Here is a 16,602-nt window from a genome sequence, read left to right on the forward strand (position 1 = left end):
CCCCGACGCTCTCCGGATCTGGCCCTAACCGCGCCTGGGCCCGCCCGACGCGAGCGTCGGACGGGCCGGTGATCGGTTGCGGTGCCACGCCCGGAGAGGTGGCCGGCGGGTCTTCCCAACCGTCGCGGTGAGCGGTCGTCCACCCCCGCCCACAGACCCACTGTAAGTCACCGGTGAGTCCGACGACAGGGACTTTGGACCCGATTTGATCAGTTGATCTGAGTCTGGAGCCAGGCCAGGGTGTCCGGGGTGACCGGGCGCGTGACGTCATCGAACTCGTGATTCTTCTTCAAGAAGGCGGCGACCAGGGGGCAGACACCCACGATGACCTTGTCCTGCGCCCGGGTATCGGCCAGCGCCGCGGTGATCAGGATGGTCGCCAGGCCTCGGCCACCGAACTCCTCGGCGACCTCGGTGTGGAAGAGAATGCGCTCGAGGGCGCCGTCGTGCTCGCGTTCGCGATACACCGTGAAGCCTGCGACCTGTCCGTCGACGGCGATCTGGTAACGGTCGTGGTCGGGGACGTGGGTGACGGTGGCGTCGGCGCCGGTTTTGTCGAGGGGCATGTGCTCGAGGGTAGGCGATCGGCGTCATCTGGTTTTGTCCGTTGATTCCGCGACGCGGCGGTCCATTTTTGATCACTTGATCCAACAATGACAGTTGTTGTGATGGGCGGGGCGGATCGATCGACCAATTTCTTAAATAGAAATTGATCTTTAGCATATGAAACTGATCAATCGATCAGGGAATGGAATCCGCTATTGCTTTGTCGATCGTTTGATCAAGAAATGCGGTGGAGGGTCCGTCTACGAGTCCTACCCGGTGGACACCTCCGCGGCGGCCGAGGTGACCGCCGACGGTGGGCTCGCGGTGAGTGCGGCATCCGGCCGTGATGCCACGCATTACCCACTGAGTCTGGCCACCTCCCCGACGCCGGGCGGGCTCACGCTGTCACTGAAGTACCTGCCGGATGTCTTCGACGAGGCGACGGTGTCGGCGTTCTCCTCGGCTTTGGTGCATCTGCTCGAGACGATGGCCGCAGACCCCGGCCGCCTGCTGCGCACCGTGGGTCTGCTCGATGCGCGGGCGTCGGCAAGTCGGCTCACCCAACGCGGCCCCCAGGCCGGCGACGCCCTCACCCTGCCCGAGATGCTGCAACGCTCGGCGGCGGCACATCCGGAATCCACCGCGGTGATCTGGGGAGATCGCACCCTGCGGTACCGGGATCTCGACGAGCAGAGCAATGCGCTGGCCCGGCTGTTGCTCTCGCATGGCGTCGGGCCGGAAGACGCTGTGCTGGCGGCATTTCCGCGCTCCGATCTGCTGCAGGTGGTGCTCTGGGCCGTGGTCAAGACCGGAGCCGTCTTCACCCCCGTCGACCCCAAATACCCCAGCGATCGTGTGCGCATGGTGGTCGAGGACAGCGGCGCGCGTATCGGACTGGTCGACGCCTCCGCCCGGTCCCTGATGCCCGACGGCCCGGAATGGCTGAGTGTCGATCGTTCGTTCCTCGAATCCGTTGTCGTGCAATGGTCCACTGCACCGATCTCCGATCACGACCGCGGTGGGGTGATCCGGCCGGGGAATGCGGCGTACATGATCTTCACCTCCGGGTCGACCGGACGGCCCAAGGGCGTGATGGTCACCCACACCGGTCTGCGCAACGTCGCCACCGGGCTGCGTGAGGAGCATCGGACGAGCTCGTCGAGCCGATGGCTGGGGGTCAGTTCCCCGGCGTTCGACGCCTCGATGATGGAGGTCCTCGGTGCCTATGTCGAGGGCGGCACGATGGTCGTGGCGCCGGCCGACACCTACGGTGGACCGGAACTGGCCCAGTTGATCGGCGAACACGGTGTGACACACGCCTTCCTGGTACCCAGTGTCGCCGCGTCGATGCCGACCTTCGGTGCCGGAGCGCTGGCCGACCTGCTCCTCGGTGGTGAAGCCGTCCCGGCGAGCGAGATCGCACGATGGACGGCCGCGGACTCCTCACGAGCCCTCTACAACGTCTACGGTCCGACCGAGACCACGATCATCGCGGTGACCTCCGCTGCGATGCGCGGTCAACCGGTCACCATCGGCGACGCGCTGCCCGGCGTGCACACTCTCATCCTCGACCAGTGGTTGCATCCGGTGCCCACCGGAGTTGCCGGTGAACTGTATCTCGCCGGTCCGGCACTGGCCCGGGGCTACGCACACCAAGGTGGGCTGACCGCCGAGCGGTTCGTCGCCGATCCCTACGACGTGCCCGGGTCGCGGATGTACCGCACCGGTGATCTGGTGCGCTGGCGCTCCGATGACACCATCGAGTACCTCGGCCGCTCGGACTTCCAGGTGAAGGTGCGCGGACTACGGATCGAGATGGGCGAGATCGAATCGGCACTCCGGCGCGTCGACGGGGTGGCCGCGGCCGTGGTCATCGCCGTCGAACGCCCGGCCGGAACGGCGCTGGCCGCCTATGTTGTCCTCGCCGACGGGGTCCGGCCCGACCGGCGGACGATCCTGGCCGATCTCGGCCGGCGGCTACCCGCCTACATGGTGCCGGCGAGTCTGACGTTCCTGGACCAGATGCCGCGCAGTCCCATCGGCAAGCTCGATCGTCGGGCCCTGCCCGAGCCCGAGTTCACCGCGACCGAGACCGTCGCACCGCGAACACCGACCGAATCGGCGATCGCCGCGGTCTTCGGCGACGTCCTCGGAATCGCCGAGGTGTCGGTGATCGAGTCCTTCTTCGACATGGGTGGCAACTCGTTGTCGGCGACGCGGGTGGTCGGTCGGCTCGGCGACCTCGTCGGTGACCGCGTCGGTGTGCGGGCGCTCTTCGACCATCCGACGGTGGAGTCACTGGCCGGCCACCTCGATCACGCCCGCAATCCCGATCAACTCCCGCTACGTCCGTCGGCGCCGATCGTCGTCGGACGACGGCCCGATCGGGTGCCCTTGTCCCTGGCGCAGCAGCGGATGTGGTTCATCAACCAACTCGATCCCACCTCGTCGGCATACAACATCCCGACGGTCCTGCGACTGACGGGTGAGCTGGACGTCGAGGCCCTGCGCGCGGCGCTCGACGACGTGATCACCCGGCACGAGGTCCTGCGAACCATCTATCCGGCGGTGTCCGGTGATCCGGCGCAGCAGGTCGTCGATGCGCAGGCCGCCGTCGACGATCTCGACTGGGCGGTGGTCGCCGATCTCGATTCCGTGGTCGCGGCGGCCGCCGCCGGGTTCGATGTGACCACCGATCTGCCGGTGCGGGTGCGGCTGCTCGACGAGTCGCCATCCGGCGACGAGCCACGTCATCTCCTGTCGGTGGTCGTGCATCACATCGCCGCCGACGGCGAGTCGATGGCGCCGCTGGTGCGCGATCTGATCGTCGCCTACGACGCACGACACGCGGGACATCGGCCGCACTGGCAACCGCTGCCGCTGCAGTTCGCCGACGTCGCCGTGTGGCAGCGTGAGATGTTCGGCGCGGCAGACGATCCCACGTCGGTACTACACCACCAACTCCGGTACTGGGCGGATCGGCTCGCCGGCCTCCCCGACGTGGTGGCACTGCCCGCCGACCGCGTCCGGCCCGCGGTGGCCTCCCACATCGGCGGCAACGTCGACTTCGAGATCCCCGCCGGCACCGCTCGACGGATCACCGAGGTGGCGCGGACATTCGCGGTCACACCGTTCATGGTCGTGCATGCAGGGTTGGCGGCCCTCGTGGCGCGACTGTCGGACACCGACGACATCGCGATCGGCACACCGGTTGCCGGGCGGGGTCGACCGGAGTTCGACGACCTCGTCGGCATGTTCGTCAACACGTTGGTGCTCCGTACCCGGGTCGACACTCAGGTGTCGTTCGCCGACCTCGTCACACAGGTGAGAGCTGTTGACCTGGACGCGTTCTCGCATTCCGACGTCCCGTTCGAGTCGATCGTCGACGAGCTCAATCCCACTCGCTCGCAGGCGTTTGCGCCGCTGACGCAGATCATGTTGACCTTCGAACAGGCGACCATGGCCGAACTCGCGGGCGGCGACCTGCCCGCCGGTGCGGTCGCCGATCTCCGGGTGGCACCGGTACCGCCGACCGACTATCCGGCCAAGCTGGATCTGACGGTCGGAGTGAGTGTGGCCGAGCCGGATTCGCCGTGGCGAGGTTCCCTCATCTACGCCACCGACCTGTTCGACGAATCGACCGTGGTGACCTTCGGCCGGCGCCTGGTCGCGATGATCGACACCCTGACCCGCGATCCGGAGTCGGTGATCGGTGACGCACCGATCGCCGTCGACGGCGAGATCGACCAGGTCGTGGCGGCGTCGGTGGGCGCACGGGTCGAGGTCGAGCCGGTGACACTGACCGATCGTGTCGACCGGCAGATCGCGGCCACGCCCGATGCGGTGGCGCTGGTGTTCGGCGACACCGAGATGACCTACGGGGAGTTCGGTGCCCGGGTGGCCGCGCTGGCACGCTCACTGATCGATAGGGGAGTGGGCGCCGAAACGGCTGTCGGCGTGGCCATTCCGCGTTCTGTCGAGCTTCTGGTGGCGGTGCATGCGGTGGTCGCCGCCGGTGGTCACTACGTGCCGGTCGACACCGACGCGCCCGTCGAACGCGTCCGCTACATGCTCGAGACCGCCGACGTCGCCCTGGCGATCGTGGCGGCCGGGACCTGCGCAGACTCTGTCTCGACCGCGGGCGTCGAGGTGTATCCGATCGAGTGCACGAGCCCCGTTCCGCAGGCCGCGGCATCGCCGATCTCCGCGGCCGGCCGGCCGCAGCCCCTGCGCCCGGACTCGGCGGCCTACACCTTGTTCACGTCGGGGTCCACCGGACGCCCCAAGGGGGTGACGGTCTCGCATCACGCGATCGTCAATCGACTCGAATGGATGCAGTCGAGGTTCCCGTTGACCGGTGACGACGTGGTGCTGCAGAAGACGCCGGTGACCTTCGACGTCTCGGTGTGGGAGTTGTTCTGGCCGTTGATGGTCGGTGCCCGTTTGGTCATCGCCCGTCCCGACGGCCACCGGGATCCGCGGTATCTGGCCGATGTGATGTCCGAACACGCGGTGTCCACGGTGCACTTCGTTCCGTCGATGCTCTCGGCGTTCGTCGATGTCGTCGGGGCCGAGGCGATGGCCGGGTTGACGTCGCTACGGCAGGTATTCACCTCCGGTGAGGCGTTGGGATCGTCGGTGTCCCGGTCGGCGCTGAGCACGCTGCCGAATGCCGCCGTGCACAATCTCTACGGGCCGACGGAGGCAGCGGTCGATGTGACCCACCACGAGGTGCGCGCGAGCGACGAGGTGGTCCCGATCGGTGTACCGATCTGGAACACCACCACCTACGTGCTCGACCGGCGCCTGCGTCCGGTGCCCGTCGGAGTGGTCGGGGAACTCTATCTGGGTGGCGTGCAGATCGCCCGCGGATACGCCGCGCGCGCGGATCTGACCGCCGACCGATTTGTCGCAAACCCGTTCAGCGCACACCCGTTCGGCAACCCCGGCGAACGCCTTTACCGCACCGGTGACCTGGTTCGCTGGAACCGTGACGGGGCGCTGGAGTACCTCGGTCGGGGCGACTTCCAGGTGAAGCTGCGCGGACAGCGGATCGAGCTCGGGGAGATCGAGGCCGCGCTGGCCGCCGCGCCGGGGGTCGTGCACGCCGCGGCGTCGGTCGTCGACCTCCGGGGCGATCAGCGCCTCGTCGGCTACGTCAGTGGTGGTGATCACCGGGCCGGTATCGCATCGGTCGATCTGGATGCCGTCAAAGACTTTGTGGCACAGCGATTGCCGATGTACATGTGTCCGTCGACGTGGATGGTGGTCGACACGATGCCGCTCAGCACCGCGGGCAAGATCGATCGCAGCCGACTACCGTCGCCGGTGTTCGAGGCGGCCGAGTACGTGGCGCCGTCGGGTGAGACGGAGACGCTGGTGGCCGAGGCCGTCGCGGCGGTACTCGGCACGGATCGGGTCGGCGCGACGGAATCGTTCTTCGACCTGGGTGGCAATTCGCTGTCGGCGGTCCGCGTGATCGCGGCCCTTCGGGAAGTGACCGGCCGTGAGGTCGAACTGGCGTGGTTGTTCGCCGATCCCACCGTGCGGGGTCTGGCCCGACGACTGGCCGCAGGCCCGCAGATGGAATCGGCATCGGCCGACATCGTCATCGGGTTGCGCGCCGAGGGGCGGGGCGCACCGCTGTTCTGTATTCACCCGGCGGGCGGATTGGCGTGGCTCTACGGCGGACTCGCGACCCATCTGCCCGGACGTCCCATCTATGGGGTGCAGGACCCGCATGTCGTGGCCGGCGAGACCGCGGCATCGTCGATCACCGAGATGGCGCGACGATACGTCGAGGAGATCCGGTCGATTCGCGGCGAGGGTCCTTATCACCTCCTGGGGTGGTCCTTCGGTGGGGTGATCGCACACGAGATGGCGGTCATCCTGGAAGCCGAGGGGGCCGAGGTCGGTGTGGTGGCGCTGATGGATGCGATGGTCAGTTCGCAGATCACCGACGACATGGCGTCGGACGCCCCGGATGCGGCCGATCTCCTCGGCGCCTGGCGGGTGCTGTTCGATCTCGACCCCGAGCCGACCGAGGGATCATCCGGGGACCGTGAAGTGCGCTCCGATGACATCACCGCGCTGATACGTGAGCAACTGGGTGCGTCGGGTCTGGTCGGCGACGATCAGATCGACCGGATCATGGACAGTTTCCGCCTGTCGGAGGCCATGATGGCCGAGCATCGACCGCGAGTCTTCGGTGGTGACCTCACGGTCTTCACCGCGACTGCCGACAAGGCGGAACCGGCGATGATCTCCGACAGTTGGCGACCACTGGCGGCAAACGTCGACAACGTCGACATCGACACCCCTCACCTGGGCATGGCCGGCTCCTCGGCACTGGCGGTGATCGGTCCGCGCCTGTCGTCGGCCCTCGATGCCGCCGAGGGCAACATGTAGCCCGTTCGGCGGGGCAGGTGTGGATCGCGGCGACACCGGCCCACTAGCCTGTAATGATCGCGACTTCACGACACGACACAACTGGCGAATCACCGATTCGGCGACCGCCGATTCGACAGAAAACTAGAGAGGGCATCCGGCGATGACCAATCCTTTTGACGACGAGAACGGCCGTTTCTTCGTGCTGGTGAACGACGAGAACCAGCATTCGCTGTGGCCCACGTTCGCCGACATCCCGGCCGGCTGGACCAAGGTGTTCGGTGAGGACAGCCGGGCGGCGTGCCTGGAGTACGTCGAGCAGAACTGGACGGATCTGCGCCCGCAGAGTCTGATCGACGCGATGGAGGCCGACCAGGCTGCCCGCGACGGCAGCTGATCGGGTCACGCCCCGGTCACCATTTCACATCAGCCCCAGTGGTCTCATTGGATTACAGGGGTATCGGCTATACCGTGGTTACTGGACGGATCGCCACGATTGGGTGTGTACTTCCTCACAATGTGGCCCGTCCGGTTATCAAATGGTTGTGAGCCGGTGGATCCTTGGCTGACAGGTTGGCCGTCGATTGACGGGGAGGTTGGTCGACATGGAACTGAAGAACTGCGGGGGAGCAGCGCATGTATGACGTGATGAACGATGTGCGGTCGCGCGCCCAGCTGACGCCGTCACTACCGGCGGTGCGATACGCCGGCCAGATGGTCACCTACGGTGCCCTCGACCGCGCGATCGACACCTACGCCGAGGTGATGCGCCGGCATGGCATGTCGATGGAGTCGGCCTTCTACGCCGCGATCCTGCATTCCATTCCGGCGCTCGCCGAGATCACCGATGCCGATGCCCAAGGGCGTGCGCTCGATCAGGTGGTCCAGTGGCTCAGCCGTCATATCGCCGCGACCGGTCAGGATCTGCGCGCGGTCGGTTGATCCGGGCCGTCCCTCAGAGCAGGGAACCGATTGTCAGGACCAGTGCCAGGATCGGTATCCCGATCACCGCGCTGCCGGTACCTAGCACGATCCCGGTGATTGCACGTCCGTTGCCGCGCGCCAGGGGTTCTCGTCGGACCTGTCGCACCCCGACGACCCCGAGGATGACGGCGAGCACACCGAGGACGCCGCCGATGCCCAGCAGTAGCACGAGCGGTACCGACACCAGGCCGCCGATCAGTGCGGCATTGGCCCACCCCGATGTGTGCGGATAGCGCACCTCTTCATGGCCGCCCCGGATGTGGGTGGATGCCCAGTCGTCGGCCGTCCAGTACTCGGCTGTCCAATACTCCCCCACGGCCGGTAGCGGTCCCTCGTCGCGCGGACTGCGCAGCGGAAATCGGGTGATCGGCGCGACGGGCTCGATCACTGGTACCGGTGCGGCCTCCACAATCGGTGCGGCTTCCACGATCGGTGCGACATCGTCATTGTGCTGCGGCCACCGGACGTGCCGATCCGTCGCGGTCGGCGCGATCGGATGCGTGGGCTGATCGGTGCGCACGGCCGCTCCTGTCGGTGTTGCTGGACTGCTGGGTTTGATGGCGGCCATGCTACCGACGAAAAAACACCTGCGCCGCGCCGGAAGGTCTCCGGTGCGGCGCAGGTGTTGCCGAGGTGCGCCGGCGATCAGCCGCCGTGCTGGCCCATCATCGAGGTGAGCTGGGTGACCGCGGATCCGGCCAGCTTCCAGGTGCCGTCGACCTTGACGAACGCCAGGGTGATGTCGACCGGCTGCGGGGCGTGCGGGCTGGCGACCGAGACGGTGGCCGCGGCCTTGTCGGTGCCGTCGGCCGACACCGACTTCACGGTGTAGACCTCGGGTCCGTAGCCGGCCGCGGAAGCGCCCTTGGTGTAGGCCTGCAGGGCGGGCTTGGTCACCGGGCTCGACACGTCCACCACGGCGTCGAGGTCGTCGCTGGAGGTGTTGGGATCGAGCGCCTTGCGCAGGATCACCTGGGCCTGTGCGGCGTCGAGATCGGCCGGCGCGGGTGCGGCGGATTCGCTGGTGCTCTCCGCGACGCTGCTCGCAGCCGTCGACGTCGCGGATGATGAACTGTCGTCGCTCGAGCATGCGGCGACGGTGAAGACGGCGGCGCCGGCCAGCACGGCCGCGGCGACGGACTTCCGAAGGTTCATGTGAGTAACTCCCATTCGAGGATCGGGTAAGCACACACTAACCCACCGAGGTGGAGGCGCCTATGGACCTTCGGCGCTCCGAGGTGAAAGTCCGCGGAATTATCCGGACCGCAGTCCGGTTAGTCTGGGTGAAGCTCGATTCGCCACCATTCCAGGAGGTAGGACATGCAGTTCGGACTCTTCAGCGTCAGCGACATCACCGTCGACCCCACCACCGGTGTCGCGCCCACCGAACACGAGCGCATCAAGGCCATCGTCGAGATCGCCAAGAAGGCCGAGGACATCGGCCTCGACGTGTTCGCGCTCGGCGAGCACCACAACCCACCGTTCTTCTCGTCCTCGCCGACCACCACGCTGGCCTACATCGCCGCGCAGACCTCGACATTGAACCTGTCGACGGCGACCACGCTGATCACCACGAACGATCCGGTGAAGATCGCCGAGGACTTCGCGATGCTCCAGCATCTTGCCGACGGCCGCGTCGACCTGATGCTCGGCCGCGGTAACACCGGCCCGGTGTACCCGTGGTTCGGCCAGGACATCCGTCAGGGCATTCCCCTCGCGATCGAGAACTATCACCTGCTACACCGGCTCTGGACCGAGGACGTCGTCGACTGGGAGGGCAAGTTCCGGACGCCGCTGCAATCGTTCACCTCGACGCCGCGTCCGCTCGACGACGTCGCGCCGTTCGTCTGGCACGGATCGATCCGCAGCCCGGAGATCGCCGAGCAGGCCGCCTACTACGGTGACGGTTTCTTCGCCAACAACATCTTCTGGCCCAAGGACCACTTCCAGCGATTGATCAACTTCTACCGCGAGCGCTACGAGCACTACGGGCACGGCAAGGCCAACCAGGCGATTGTTGGTCTCGGCGGACAGTTCTTCATCCGCAAGAACTCTCAGGACGCGATCAACGAGTTCCGGCCCTACTTTGACAACGCGCCGGTGTACGGACACGGCCCGTCGCTGGAGGATTTCAGCCGCGAAACCCCGCTCACCGTGGGTAGCCCGGCCGAATTCGTGGATCGCACACTGTCTTTCCGCGAGAGCTTCGGCGACTACCAGCGTCAGCTGTTCCTCGTCGACCACGCCGGGCTGCCGCTCAAGACCGTGCTCGAGCAGCTCGACGAACTCGGTGCGGTGCTGCCGGAACTGCGCGAGGGCTTCGCCGCGGGCCGGCCCGCCGAGGTTCCCGACGCACCCACCCATGCATCGCTGGTGGCCGCGCGAGACGCCGCTGATGTTGCAGCGCAACAGAATGCGACGGTGAACGCATGATCCGCCTGGTCGCGGTGAACGCCGGCCTGAGCGAGCCGTCGTCGACGAGGATGCTCGTCGACCGGCTCACCGCGGCCACCACCGCCGTGCTCGGCGCGGGCCGGATCGACGTCAAGATCATCGACCTTCGTGATCTCGCGGTGGACCTGGGCCGCTCGATGGCCGCGGGCTTCGCTACCGGCGCCGCGCGCGACGCGATCGCATCGGTTCAGGACGCCGACGCCCTGATCGTGGCGACACCGGTGTTCAACGCGTCGTACTCGGGGCTGTTCAAGACCTTCTTCGACCTCGTCGACGTCGACGCGATGACCGGGAAACCGGTGCTGATCGCGGCGACCGGCGGCAGCCCGCGGCATTCGATGGTGCTCGACCACGCGATGCGTCCGCTGTTCGGTTACCTGCGGATGGTGGTCGTTCCGACGGGAGTGTATGCGGCAGAAGAGGATTGGGCCGGCGGTTCCGGTGACACCGCGACACTGGGCGATCGGATCGATCGTGCGGCACGCGAACTCGCGGCGCTGCTGGCTACCGGCGATCGGCCCGCGAGGTCGGCGCCCACCGACACCGAGGCGTCACCGGCGGCGACCGCCGCCGAGGCGTCGGGAATCGCAAACTTCGCGCGACTTCTCAACGGGGCCTGAGCAGATCGGTCACCCACGTGCGCGCCCGGGAGTGTTCTCCCGGGCGCGTAGCCGTGTTCCGGGCAGCCTCGGGGCGGGCAGATGTTGCACATCACCGACGTAACCCTGCACCTGGCCGAAGCGTTCAGAGTGTTCCATCCACTGCTCGCGGAACGCCACGATGTCGTCGTGGGTGCGGCCGATGAAGTTCCACCACATGATGATGTCCTCGTCTAGCGGTTCGCCGCCGAGCAACTCCGAACGGCTCGTCGCCGACACCTTCGCCGAGGTCCTCGGACTCGAGCGGGTCGGCGCGACGGACAGCTTCTTCGACGTCGGCGGCAACTCGCTGTCGGCGACCCGGGTGCTGGCACGGCTGCGCGAGCGGGCCGTCGAGATCGAACTCGCCTGGCTGTTCAGCGATCCCACGGTCCGCGGGGTCGCGGCCCGCATCGACGGCGACGACGCGGGTGCGGTCGTCGGGGAGGTGGTGCTGCCGCTGCGCCGCGACGGCGCGCGCGCACCGCTGTTCTGCGTACATCCGGCCGGTGGCCTGGCCTGGTTCTACGGCGGACTCGCACCGCACCTCGTGGACCGGCCGATCTACGGCGTACAGGATCCCCACGTGGTCACCGGGGAGCCCGCCGCCGAGTCGATCGAGGAACTCGCGCTGCGCTACGTCAAGGAGATCCGGCAGATCCAGCCCGACGGGCCGTACCACCTGCTCGGGTGGTCGCTCGGCGGCCAGATCGCCCACGCCATGGCGGTCATGCTCCAGCACGACGGCGACGAGGTCGCGTTCCTCGGCATCATGGACGCCGTGGCGCCGGCCGCGTCCGCGTCGACGGACGGTGTGCCGCCTGCCCTCGACGATGCGGGCGGTGTCGAATCCGTCGAGGCGACCGGAGAGCAGGCGGGTGCCCTCGCCAACGACCTGCTCGGCGGGTGGCGCGACCTGTTCGACCTCTCCGACGACGTCGCTGCGGCGACCCCCGAGGACGTGGCGGCGATCGTGCGGGAGCAGATCGCCGCGATGGGACTGCTGCGCGAGGATCAGGTCCAATGGGTGATGGACAGCTTCGACGCGGCGGGCAGGATCGGGGCCGGTTACCGCCCCGATGTGTTCGACGGCCCACTGTCGGTGGTGACCGCCACGGCGGACAAGACCGACCCCGCGGGCGTCCGCGCGTCCTGGCGTCGACACGTGACCGGTACGATCACCAATATCGATGTCGCCGCCCACCACCTGGGACTGGCCGACGCGGTAGTCCTGGAGACCGTCGGACCGTGGCTCGACAGGCAGTTGGGGGACCGATGAGGATGGGCCGGTCGACGACCGGCATGGCCACGCCGGTGGCGGCACACGACCGTCACCACCAGAGATAAGAGCGAGAGGAACGACCGAGCACATGACCAACCCGTTCGATGACGAGAACGGACGTTTCTACGTCCTGGTGAACGACGAGAATCAGCATTCGCTGTGGCCGACTTTTGCTGACATCCCGGCGGGATGGACGAAGGTCTTCGGTGAGGATTCTCGGGCTGCGTGTCTGGAGTATGTGGAGAAGAACTGGACGGATCTGCGTCCGAAGAGCCTGATCGACGCCATGGAGGCCGACAAGGCCGCCTCCGGCGACGCCTGAGGTACATCACGACCGCACGGGCCGGCAGAGATCAGGAATTCCTGATCTCTGCTGGCCCGTTGCCGTGACAGCAGCCCCGACATCTGGGACGATTTCTGCAAAGGGAGTCAGCAGGGTTCTTCCTCGGTCGTCGCCGGTAGGCGCCTCGCCGCTCCCATGGATCTGCCGAGAGCGGGACTGACATGGTCGGTGACAACGGGCTATGGAGAAGCGAGCCGTGGGGGAGCGGGCGGTTGCTCGCGACCCAACGGGAGGTCCGGCGTCGTGCCGAGATCACCCCCGGACTCACCGCGGTCCGGTTCGGTGGGGAGTCGGCCACCTACGGCGATCTCGCCGAGGCGTTCACCGGTTACGACACGGTCGCCGAGCGCAACGGACTGGGGGTCGGGTCGTCGGTCGTCGCCTCGATCCTGCACTGTCTGCCCCGCATCGGGACGCTCGGTGAGCCCGGCGCCGTCGCCGGCGCCACCGGACAGGTGGTCGAATGGCTGGCCCGGGACATCGACGACGGCTACGAACAGATCGGCATCGTCGGCTGAGAGCGTCCGCCAGAGGCGTCACGCGCCTCAGCGGGCGGTCGCGGCCTTCCGGTAGCCGCGCAGGGCCGGGTAGATGCACACCCCGATGATCACGATCGTCCAGATCGCCACCTTGATGACGTCGTGACCGGCGGGTTCCCCGGTCGCAAGGGCGCGCATCGCCTCGATGGTCGGCGTCATCGGCTGGTTCTCCACCACCGGTTGCAGCCACTCCGGATAGGCGTCGATCGGCGAGAAACCGGAATTGAAGAACATCAGCACGCTCGAGACGAGTGACAGCAGCGGGACCAGGGGCGCCGACGGCTGCGCGCTGACCGCCAACGCCAGGACCAGGGTCGCGTACGCGACGCCGAACATGAGCGAGACGCCGAAGATCCCGGCGACCGCACCGACACCACCGGTGATGTCGAAACCGATCGTCGTCCCCACCGCGATGAGCAATGCGGTGACCACCACGATCCGGAAGACCTCGCTCAGCAGACGCGAGGTGAGGTCGGCGGCCCGATTGATCGGCAGGACGTAGAGCCGCGCGAGGAGACCGGTGCTGCGTTCCTGATTGAGCCGGATACCGGCCGCCACCGATCCGAACATGGCGCTGACGAGGATGACCAGGGGAACCGTGCCATACGTGCTGTCCTCGCCGGTGGCGCTGCCGATGGCATCACCGAGGACGACCTTGAACATGATCAGGGTCAGGATCGGCACGATGATGAGCTGGATGAAGGTGCCCTTGTCGCGCACCATCACCGAGATCTGCCGCCACGCGAGCACCCCGCTCTGGGCCGCCCAGGCGCGCACCGACCCCTCGGCGGGGCCGGATGCCGGGTCGGTGCCGGTCACGGTGAGGCTGGTCATCGGATCATCCTCCGCACGCCGATACCGGTGAGGACGACGCCGGCGACTGCCAGACCGACACACCACCAGAGGGTCGGGGTCAGCACCTCGAGGGTGGCGGTGCCGTCGCTGAGCGCCCGCATCGACGTCGCGAACTGTGAGATCGGCTGATTGCGGACGAACGGTTGGATCCAGTCGGGGAACTGGCTCTCGGGCACGAATCCGGTCGACAGCATGCCCAGGATCAGGATCGGCAGCGACAGTGCCTGGCTGGTCGCCTCAGGGCTGTTCGACAGCAGTCCGATCGCGTCCGCGAGGACGGCGATCAGAATGCCGACGGCCATCACGACCGCGAACAACCCGACAGTGTCGAGCACGCTGCCCTCCGGGCGCCATCCCATCACCAACGACGTGGCCGCCGCGCAGACGACCGAGATCGCCAGAAGCACCGCGTTGGTGCCGAGTCGCGCGAGTGTGGGTATCGCGGCGGGCATCGGCATGGTGCGGAAGCGGGTGTTGATTCCCTTCGTGGTGTCGACGGCGGCGCGCATCGCCGCCGACGACGCGACGAAGCTGACCGACTGCAACGAGATGATCGGCATCAGGAAGGCCGCGTAGTCCATCGACGGATCGGAGTCCATGATCGCCCGCAACGGGAGATAGAAACAGATCGCGAGCAGGATCGGCGCGACGAACGCGAAGATGATCTCGCCGTTGCGGATCATCGCGGCGAGGCCTCGGCTCGTGAGGGTCCACCACTGCACCGACGCGCGCGTCCGTGGACGTTCGACGGAGACGGATTGCGTTGTCACGTCGAGGATTCCGGCCCGCCGGTGGCAGCTGTGGTCGCGGCGGCGGTGGTGTTATCAGTGCGCGACGCGTCGGCCTTGGACGGATCGGTCAGGGCGAGGAAGACCTCGTCGAGGCTGGGCCGCCGGAGCGCGACGTCCGACAGGCGGATGCCCGCGGTCGTGGTGCGCTGCACGATCTCCACGAGGGTGTCCGCACCGTCGGGGGCGGGCACGGCCACCGATGTCGCGGCGTCGGTATCCGCGTGCTCGGCGGGGCCGTCGGTGATCAGGTCGTCCAGGCAGGTCGTCAGACGTGGCAGGTCGTGCGGGTCGGCCGGAGTCACCTCATAATGCGAGGCGCCGGTCGCGGCCTTCAGTTCGTCGGCGGTCCCGGAGGCGATCACGCGGCCACGATCGATCACGACGATGTGGTCGGAGAGCGTGTCGGCCTCTTCGAGGTACTGGGTGGTGAGCAGGGTGGTCACGCCCTGATCGCGCAGTGATTCGACGAGGTTCCACACGTCCTGGCGGCTGCGCGGGTCGAGGCCGGTGGTGGGTTCGTCGAGGAACACGACCTCGGGCTGGGTGACCAGACCGCATGCGATGTCGATCCGCCTCCGCATGCCGCCGGAGTACTCGCCGACCTTGCGTTTCCCGGCAGCCGTGAGGTCGAACGACGTCAGCAGCTCGTCGGCACGCGCCCGGGCCGATGACTTCGACAGCCCCATGAGCCGTCCGAACAGAATAAGATTGTCCCGACCGCTGAGCGCCTCGTCCAGTGCCGCGAACTGCCCGGTCAGCATGATGGACCGACGCACCCCCGCTGCATCGGAGGCGACGTCGTGACCCGCGACGAGCGCGGTCCCGCCGTCGGGTTTGAGCAGCGTACAGAGCATGTTGACCGTCGTCGTCTTGCCGGCGCCGTTGGGGCCGAGCAGCGCCAGGATCGATCCCTTCTCGACCGAGAAGCTCACGCTGTGGACCGCGACGTGCTCACCGAACCGTTTCTGCAGGTCGACGGCCTGGATCGCGTACTCGGGGCCGGATCCGTCGGGGCCGGGCATGTCGGCGGGCACATCCTCGGCGCGATCGGGGAGCGCCGCGTCGTCGGTGGCGTCGTCGGTGGTCGCGGTGGAGGTCGCGTCACCGGTGGCCGGGGACCGGTCGTCGACGACGGTGTCCGAGTCGGCCCTCGCACCGGACTCGGCGTCCGTGCGGGCCGTCGCACCCACCGCGCGTGTCCTCGAGTCCGGAATCAGGGTCTGCGGGTCCGGACCTGCGTCGTTGCCGTTCTCCGGGGACACGATCTGCCATCCGGTGGCCACGCTGGTCGGCGACGCCGGGGCCCCTTCGGGTACGGTCGGCAGAGGAATTGTGGGTGCATCGTCACCCGGCACGGCCGCATGGCGGGGTCGCGCCGGTCGGTCGGCGCCCACTTTCTCGGTGGAATCTCTGTTGTGGTCGCGGGCACCGGCATCGTCGGGGCCGATCCGGTCAGGAGCGGGGTCGGGTGCGGCCTCGGAGTGACGGGCGGAAAAGCGCGAGGGATCGACAGGAAGGTCGCCGGAGGTGAGCACATCCGGAACGCTGGCGGACAGCATGCTGTCGGCCGGTTCACCGTGGGCAGGTCGTCGTGACGGCCGCGTGTCGGCACGATGGTCGGTGGTGGACACCGGGTGGAAGGCGGCCGACGACGATGGCGTGTATGCAGCCGACTCGGGTGCAGTCGTATCGCGTGCAGCGGTCGTCTCACGGGACTGCTCGGCCATCAACTACTCCTCTCGGGCCACCTCGGTTGCCGGAGCACACGGCCGGACGAACAAGA

General features: G+C 67.5%; 14 protein-coding genes and 2 pseudogenes. 9 read left to right on the forward strand and 7 right to left on the reverse strand.

Annotated elements, in window-relative coordinates:
• Positions 1 to 209: 209 nt before the first annotated feature.
• Positions 210 to 566: a GNAT family N-acetyltransferase gene (locus ACWDPV_RS18440; protein WP_449744132.1), complete on the reverse strand. Its 357-nt coding sequence runs from the start codon at positions 564 to 566 to the stop codon at positions 210 to 212.
• A gap of 157 nt (positions 567 to 723) precedes the next feature.
• Between ACWDPV_RS18440 and ACWDPV_RS18445 the strand changes: the two genes are divergently transcribed.
• The 3 genes from ACWDPV_RS18445 to ACWDPV_RS18455 all read left to right on the forward strand — a co-directional run bounded on the left by ACWDPV_RS18445 (position 724) and on the right by ACWDPV_RS18455 (position 7,875).
• A complete protein-coding gene (locus tag ACWDPV_RS18445; RefSeq protein ID WP_449744133.1) occupies positions 724 to 6,954 on the forward strand; it encodes an amino acid adenylation domain-containing protein in 6,231 nt (2,076 codons plus the stop codon).
• Between the two features lie 142 nt (positions 6,955 to 7,096).
• The gene (locus tag ACWDPV_RS18450) at positions 7,097 to 7,330 is read left to right on the forward strand and encodes an MbtH family protein (RefSeq protein ID WP_348805542.1); all 234 of its coding nucleotides are present in this window, start codon (positions 7,097 to 7,099) and stop codon (positions 7,328 to 7,330) included.
• Between the two features lie 239 nt (positions 7,331 to 7,569).
• On the forward strand, positions 7,570 to 7,875 hold the full coding sequence (locus ACWDPV_RS18455) for a hypothetical protein (protein WP_449744134.1): 306 nt from the start codon (positions 7,570 to 7,572) through the stop codon (positions 7,873 to 7,875).
• Positions 7,876 to 7,888: 13 nt separating this feature from the next.
• Here ACWDPV_RS18455 and ACWDPV_RS18460 read toward each other — a convergent pair whose 3' ends face one another.
• Entirely contained in the window at positions 7,889 to 8,437 is a 549-nt protein-coding gene (locus tag ACWDPV_RS18460; protein ID WP_449744135.1) for a DUF4190 domain-containing protein, read from the reverse strand.
• 125 nt (positions 8,438 to 8,562) lie between these two features.
• Positions 8,563 to 9,072 (reverse strand): DUF4878 domain-containing protein, encoded by a 510-nt coding sequence (locus ACWDPV_RS18465; RefSeq protein ID WP_348809165.1) that lies wholly within the window; start codon positions 9,070 to 9,072, stop codon positions 8,563 to 8,565.
• A gap of 165 nt (positions 9,073 to 9,237) precedes the next feature.
• Between ACWDPV_RS18465 and ACWDPV_RS18470 the strand changes: the two genes are divergently transcribed.
• Together ACWDPV_RS18470 and ACWDPV_RS18475 are read left to right on the forward strand one after the other, a co-directional pair.
• The gene (locus ACWDPV_RS18470) at positions 9,238 to 10,350 is read left to right on the forward strand and encodes an LLM class flavin-dependent oxidoreductase (RefSeq protein ID WP_449744136.1); all 1,113 of its coding nucleotides are present in this window, start codon (positions 9,238 to 9,240) and stop codon (positions 10,348 to 10,350) included.
• Positions 10,347 to 10,991, forward strand: a complete 645-nt coding sequence (locus ACWDPV_RS18475) for a CE1759 family FMN reductase (RefSeq protein ID WP_449744137.1) — start codon at positions 10,347 to 10,349, stop codon at positions 10,989 to 10,991. Before ACWDPV_RS18470 ends, ACWDPV_RS18475 begins: the two co-directional genes overlap by 4 nt.
• Before the next feature lie 9 nt (positions 10,992 to 11,000).
• On the opposite strand, the pseudogene ACWDPV_RS18480 reads toward ACWDPV_RS18475, so the two are convergent.
• Positions 11,001 to 11,234: pseudogene (locus ACWDPV_RS18480) on the reverse strand (pirin-like C-terminal cupin domain-containing protein); the annotation flags it as partial.
• Between ACWDPV_RS18480 and ACWDPV_RS18485 the strand changes: the two are divergent.
• From ACWDPV_RS18485 to ACWDPV_RS18500, 4 genes and pseudogenes are all read left to right on the forward strand, one after another.
• The gene (locus ACWDPV_RS18485) at positions 11,194 to 12,288 is read left to right on the forward strand and encodes a thioesterase domain-containing protein (protein ID WP_449744138.1); all 1,095 of its coding nucleotides are present in this window, start codon (positions 11,194 to 11,196) and stop codon (positions 12,286 to 12,288) included. The pseudogene ACWDPV_RS18480 and the gene ACWDPV_RS18485 sit on opposite strands and share 41 nt — an antisense overlap.
• Positions 12,289 to 12,379: 91 nt before the next feature.
• The gene (locus tag ACWDPV_RS18490; RefSeq protein WP_187587478.1) at positions 12,380 to 12,613 is read left to right on the forward strand and encodes an MbtH family protein; all 234 of its coding nucleotides are present in this window, start codon (positions 12,380 to 12,382) and stop codon (positions 12,611 to 12,613) included.
• A gap of 77 nt (positions 12,614 to 12,690) precedes the next feature.
• Positions 12,691 to 12,753, forward strand: a pseudogene (locus tag ACWDPV_RS18495) (superoxide reductase domain-containing protein); the annotation flags it as partial.
• Positions 12,754 to 12,846: 93 nt separating this feature from the next.
• Positions 12,847 to 13,152, forward strand: a complete 306-nt coding sequence (locus ACWDPV_RS18500) for a hypothetical protein (protein ID WP_449744139.1) — start codon at positions 12,847 to 12,849, stop codon at positions 13,150 to 13,152.
• 27 nt (positions 13,153 to 13,179) lie between these two features.
• Here the strand turns inward: ACWDPV_RS18500 and ACWDPV_RS18505 are convergent, their stop codons facing one another.
• Genes ACWDPV_RS18505 through ACWDPV_RS18515 form a run of 3 tightly spaced genes read right to left on the reverse strand, consistent with a single transcriptional unit; the run spans position 13,180 to position 16,546 of the window.
• A complete protein-coding gene (locus ACWDPV_RS18505) occupies positions 13,180 to 14,007 on the reverse strand; it encodes an ABC transporter permease (RefSeq protein ID WP_449744140.1) in 828 nt (275 codons plus the stop codon).
• A complete protein-coding gene (locus ACWDPV_RS18510) occupies positions 14,004 to 14,798 on the reverse strand; it encodes an ABC transporter permease (protein ID WP_449744141.1) in 795 nt (264 codons plus the stop codon). The genes ACWDPV_RS18505 and ACWDPV_RS18510 overlap by 4 nt, the downstream gene beginning before the upstream one ends.
• Positions 14,795 to 16,546, reverse strand: coding sequence for an ATP-binding cassette domain-containing protein (locus tag ACWDPV_RS18515; protein ID WP_449744142.1), 1,752 nt, complete (start codon positions 16,544 to 16,546; stop codon positions 14,795 to 14,797). The genes ACWDPV_RS18510 and ACWDPV_RS18515 overlap by 4 nt, the downstream gene beginning before the upstream one ends.
• Between the last annotated feature and the right edge of the window lie 56 nt (positions 16,547 to 16,602).

This window comes from Gordonia sp. NPDC003504 (genome assembly GCF_053587995.1).

What these genes read in the sequence shown, in the direction of transcription:
- ACWDPV_RS18440 (WP_449744132.1), bottom strand. Translation starts at nt 566, where the DNA reads ATGCCCCTCGACAAAACCGGCGCCGACGCCACCGTCACCCACGTCCCC.
- ACWDPV_RS18515 (WP_449744142.1), bottom strand. Translation starts at nt 16,546, where the DNA reads ATGGCCGAGCAGTCCCGTGAGACGACCGCTGCACGCGATACGACTGCA.
- ACWDPV_RS18475 (WP_449744137.1), top strand. Translation starts at nt 10,347, where the DNA reads ATGATCCGCCTGGTCGCGGTGAACGCCGGCCTGAGCGAGCCGTCGTCG.
- ACWDPV_RS18465 (WP_348809165.1), bottom strand. Translation starts at nt 9,072, where the DNA reads ATGAACCTTCGGAAGTCCGTCGCCGCGGCCGTGCTGGCCGGCGCCGCC.
- ACWDPV_RS18450 (WP_348805542.1), top strand. Translation starts at nt 7,097, where the DNA reads ATGACCAATCCTTTTGACGACGAGAACGGCCGTTTCTTCGTGCTGGTG.
- ACWDPV_RS18455 (WP_449744134.1), top strand. Translation starts at nt 7,570, where the DNA reads ATGTATGACGTGATGAACGATGTGCGGTCGCGCGCCCAGCTGACGCCG.
- ACWDPV_RS18445 (WP_449744133.1), top strand. Translation starts at nt 724, where the DNA reads ATGAAACTGATCAATCGATCAGGGAATGGAATCCGCTATTGCTTTGTC.
- ACWDPV_RS18505 (WP_449744140.1), bottom strand. Translation starts at nt 14,007, where the DNA reads ATGACCAGCCTCACCGTGACCGGCACCGACCCGGCATCCGGCCCCGCC.
- ACWDPV_RS18490 (WP_187587478.1), top strand. Translation starts at nt 12,380, where the DNA reads ATGACCAACCCGTTCGATGACGAGAACGGACGTTTCTACGTCCTGGTG.
- ACWDPV_RS18470 (WP_449744136.1), top strand. Translation starts at nt 9,238, where the DNA reads ATGCAGTTCGGACTCTTCAGCGTCAGCGACATCACCGTCGACCCCACC.
- ACWDPV_RS18485 (WP_449744138.1), top strand. Translation starts at nt 11,194, where the DNA reads ATGTCCTCGTCTAGCGGTTCGCCGCCGAGCAACTCCGAACGGCTCGTC.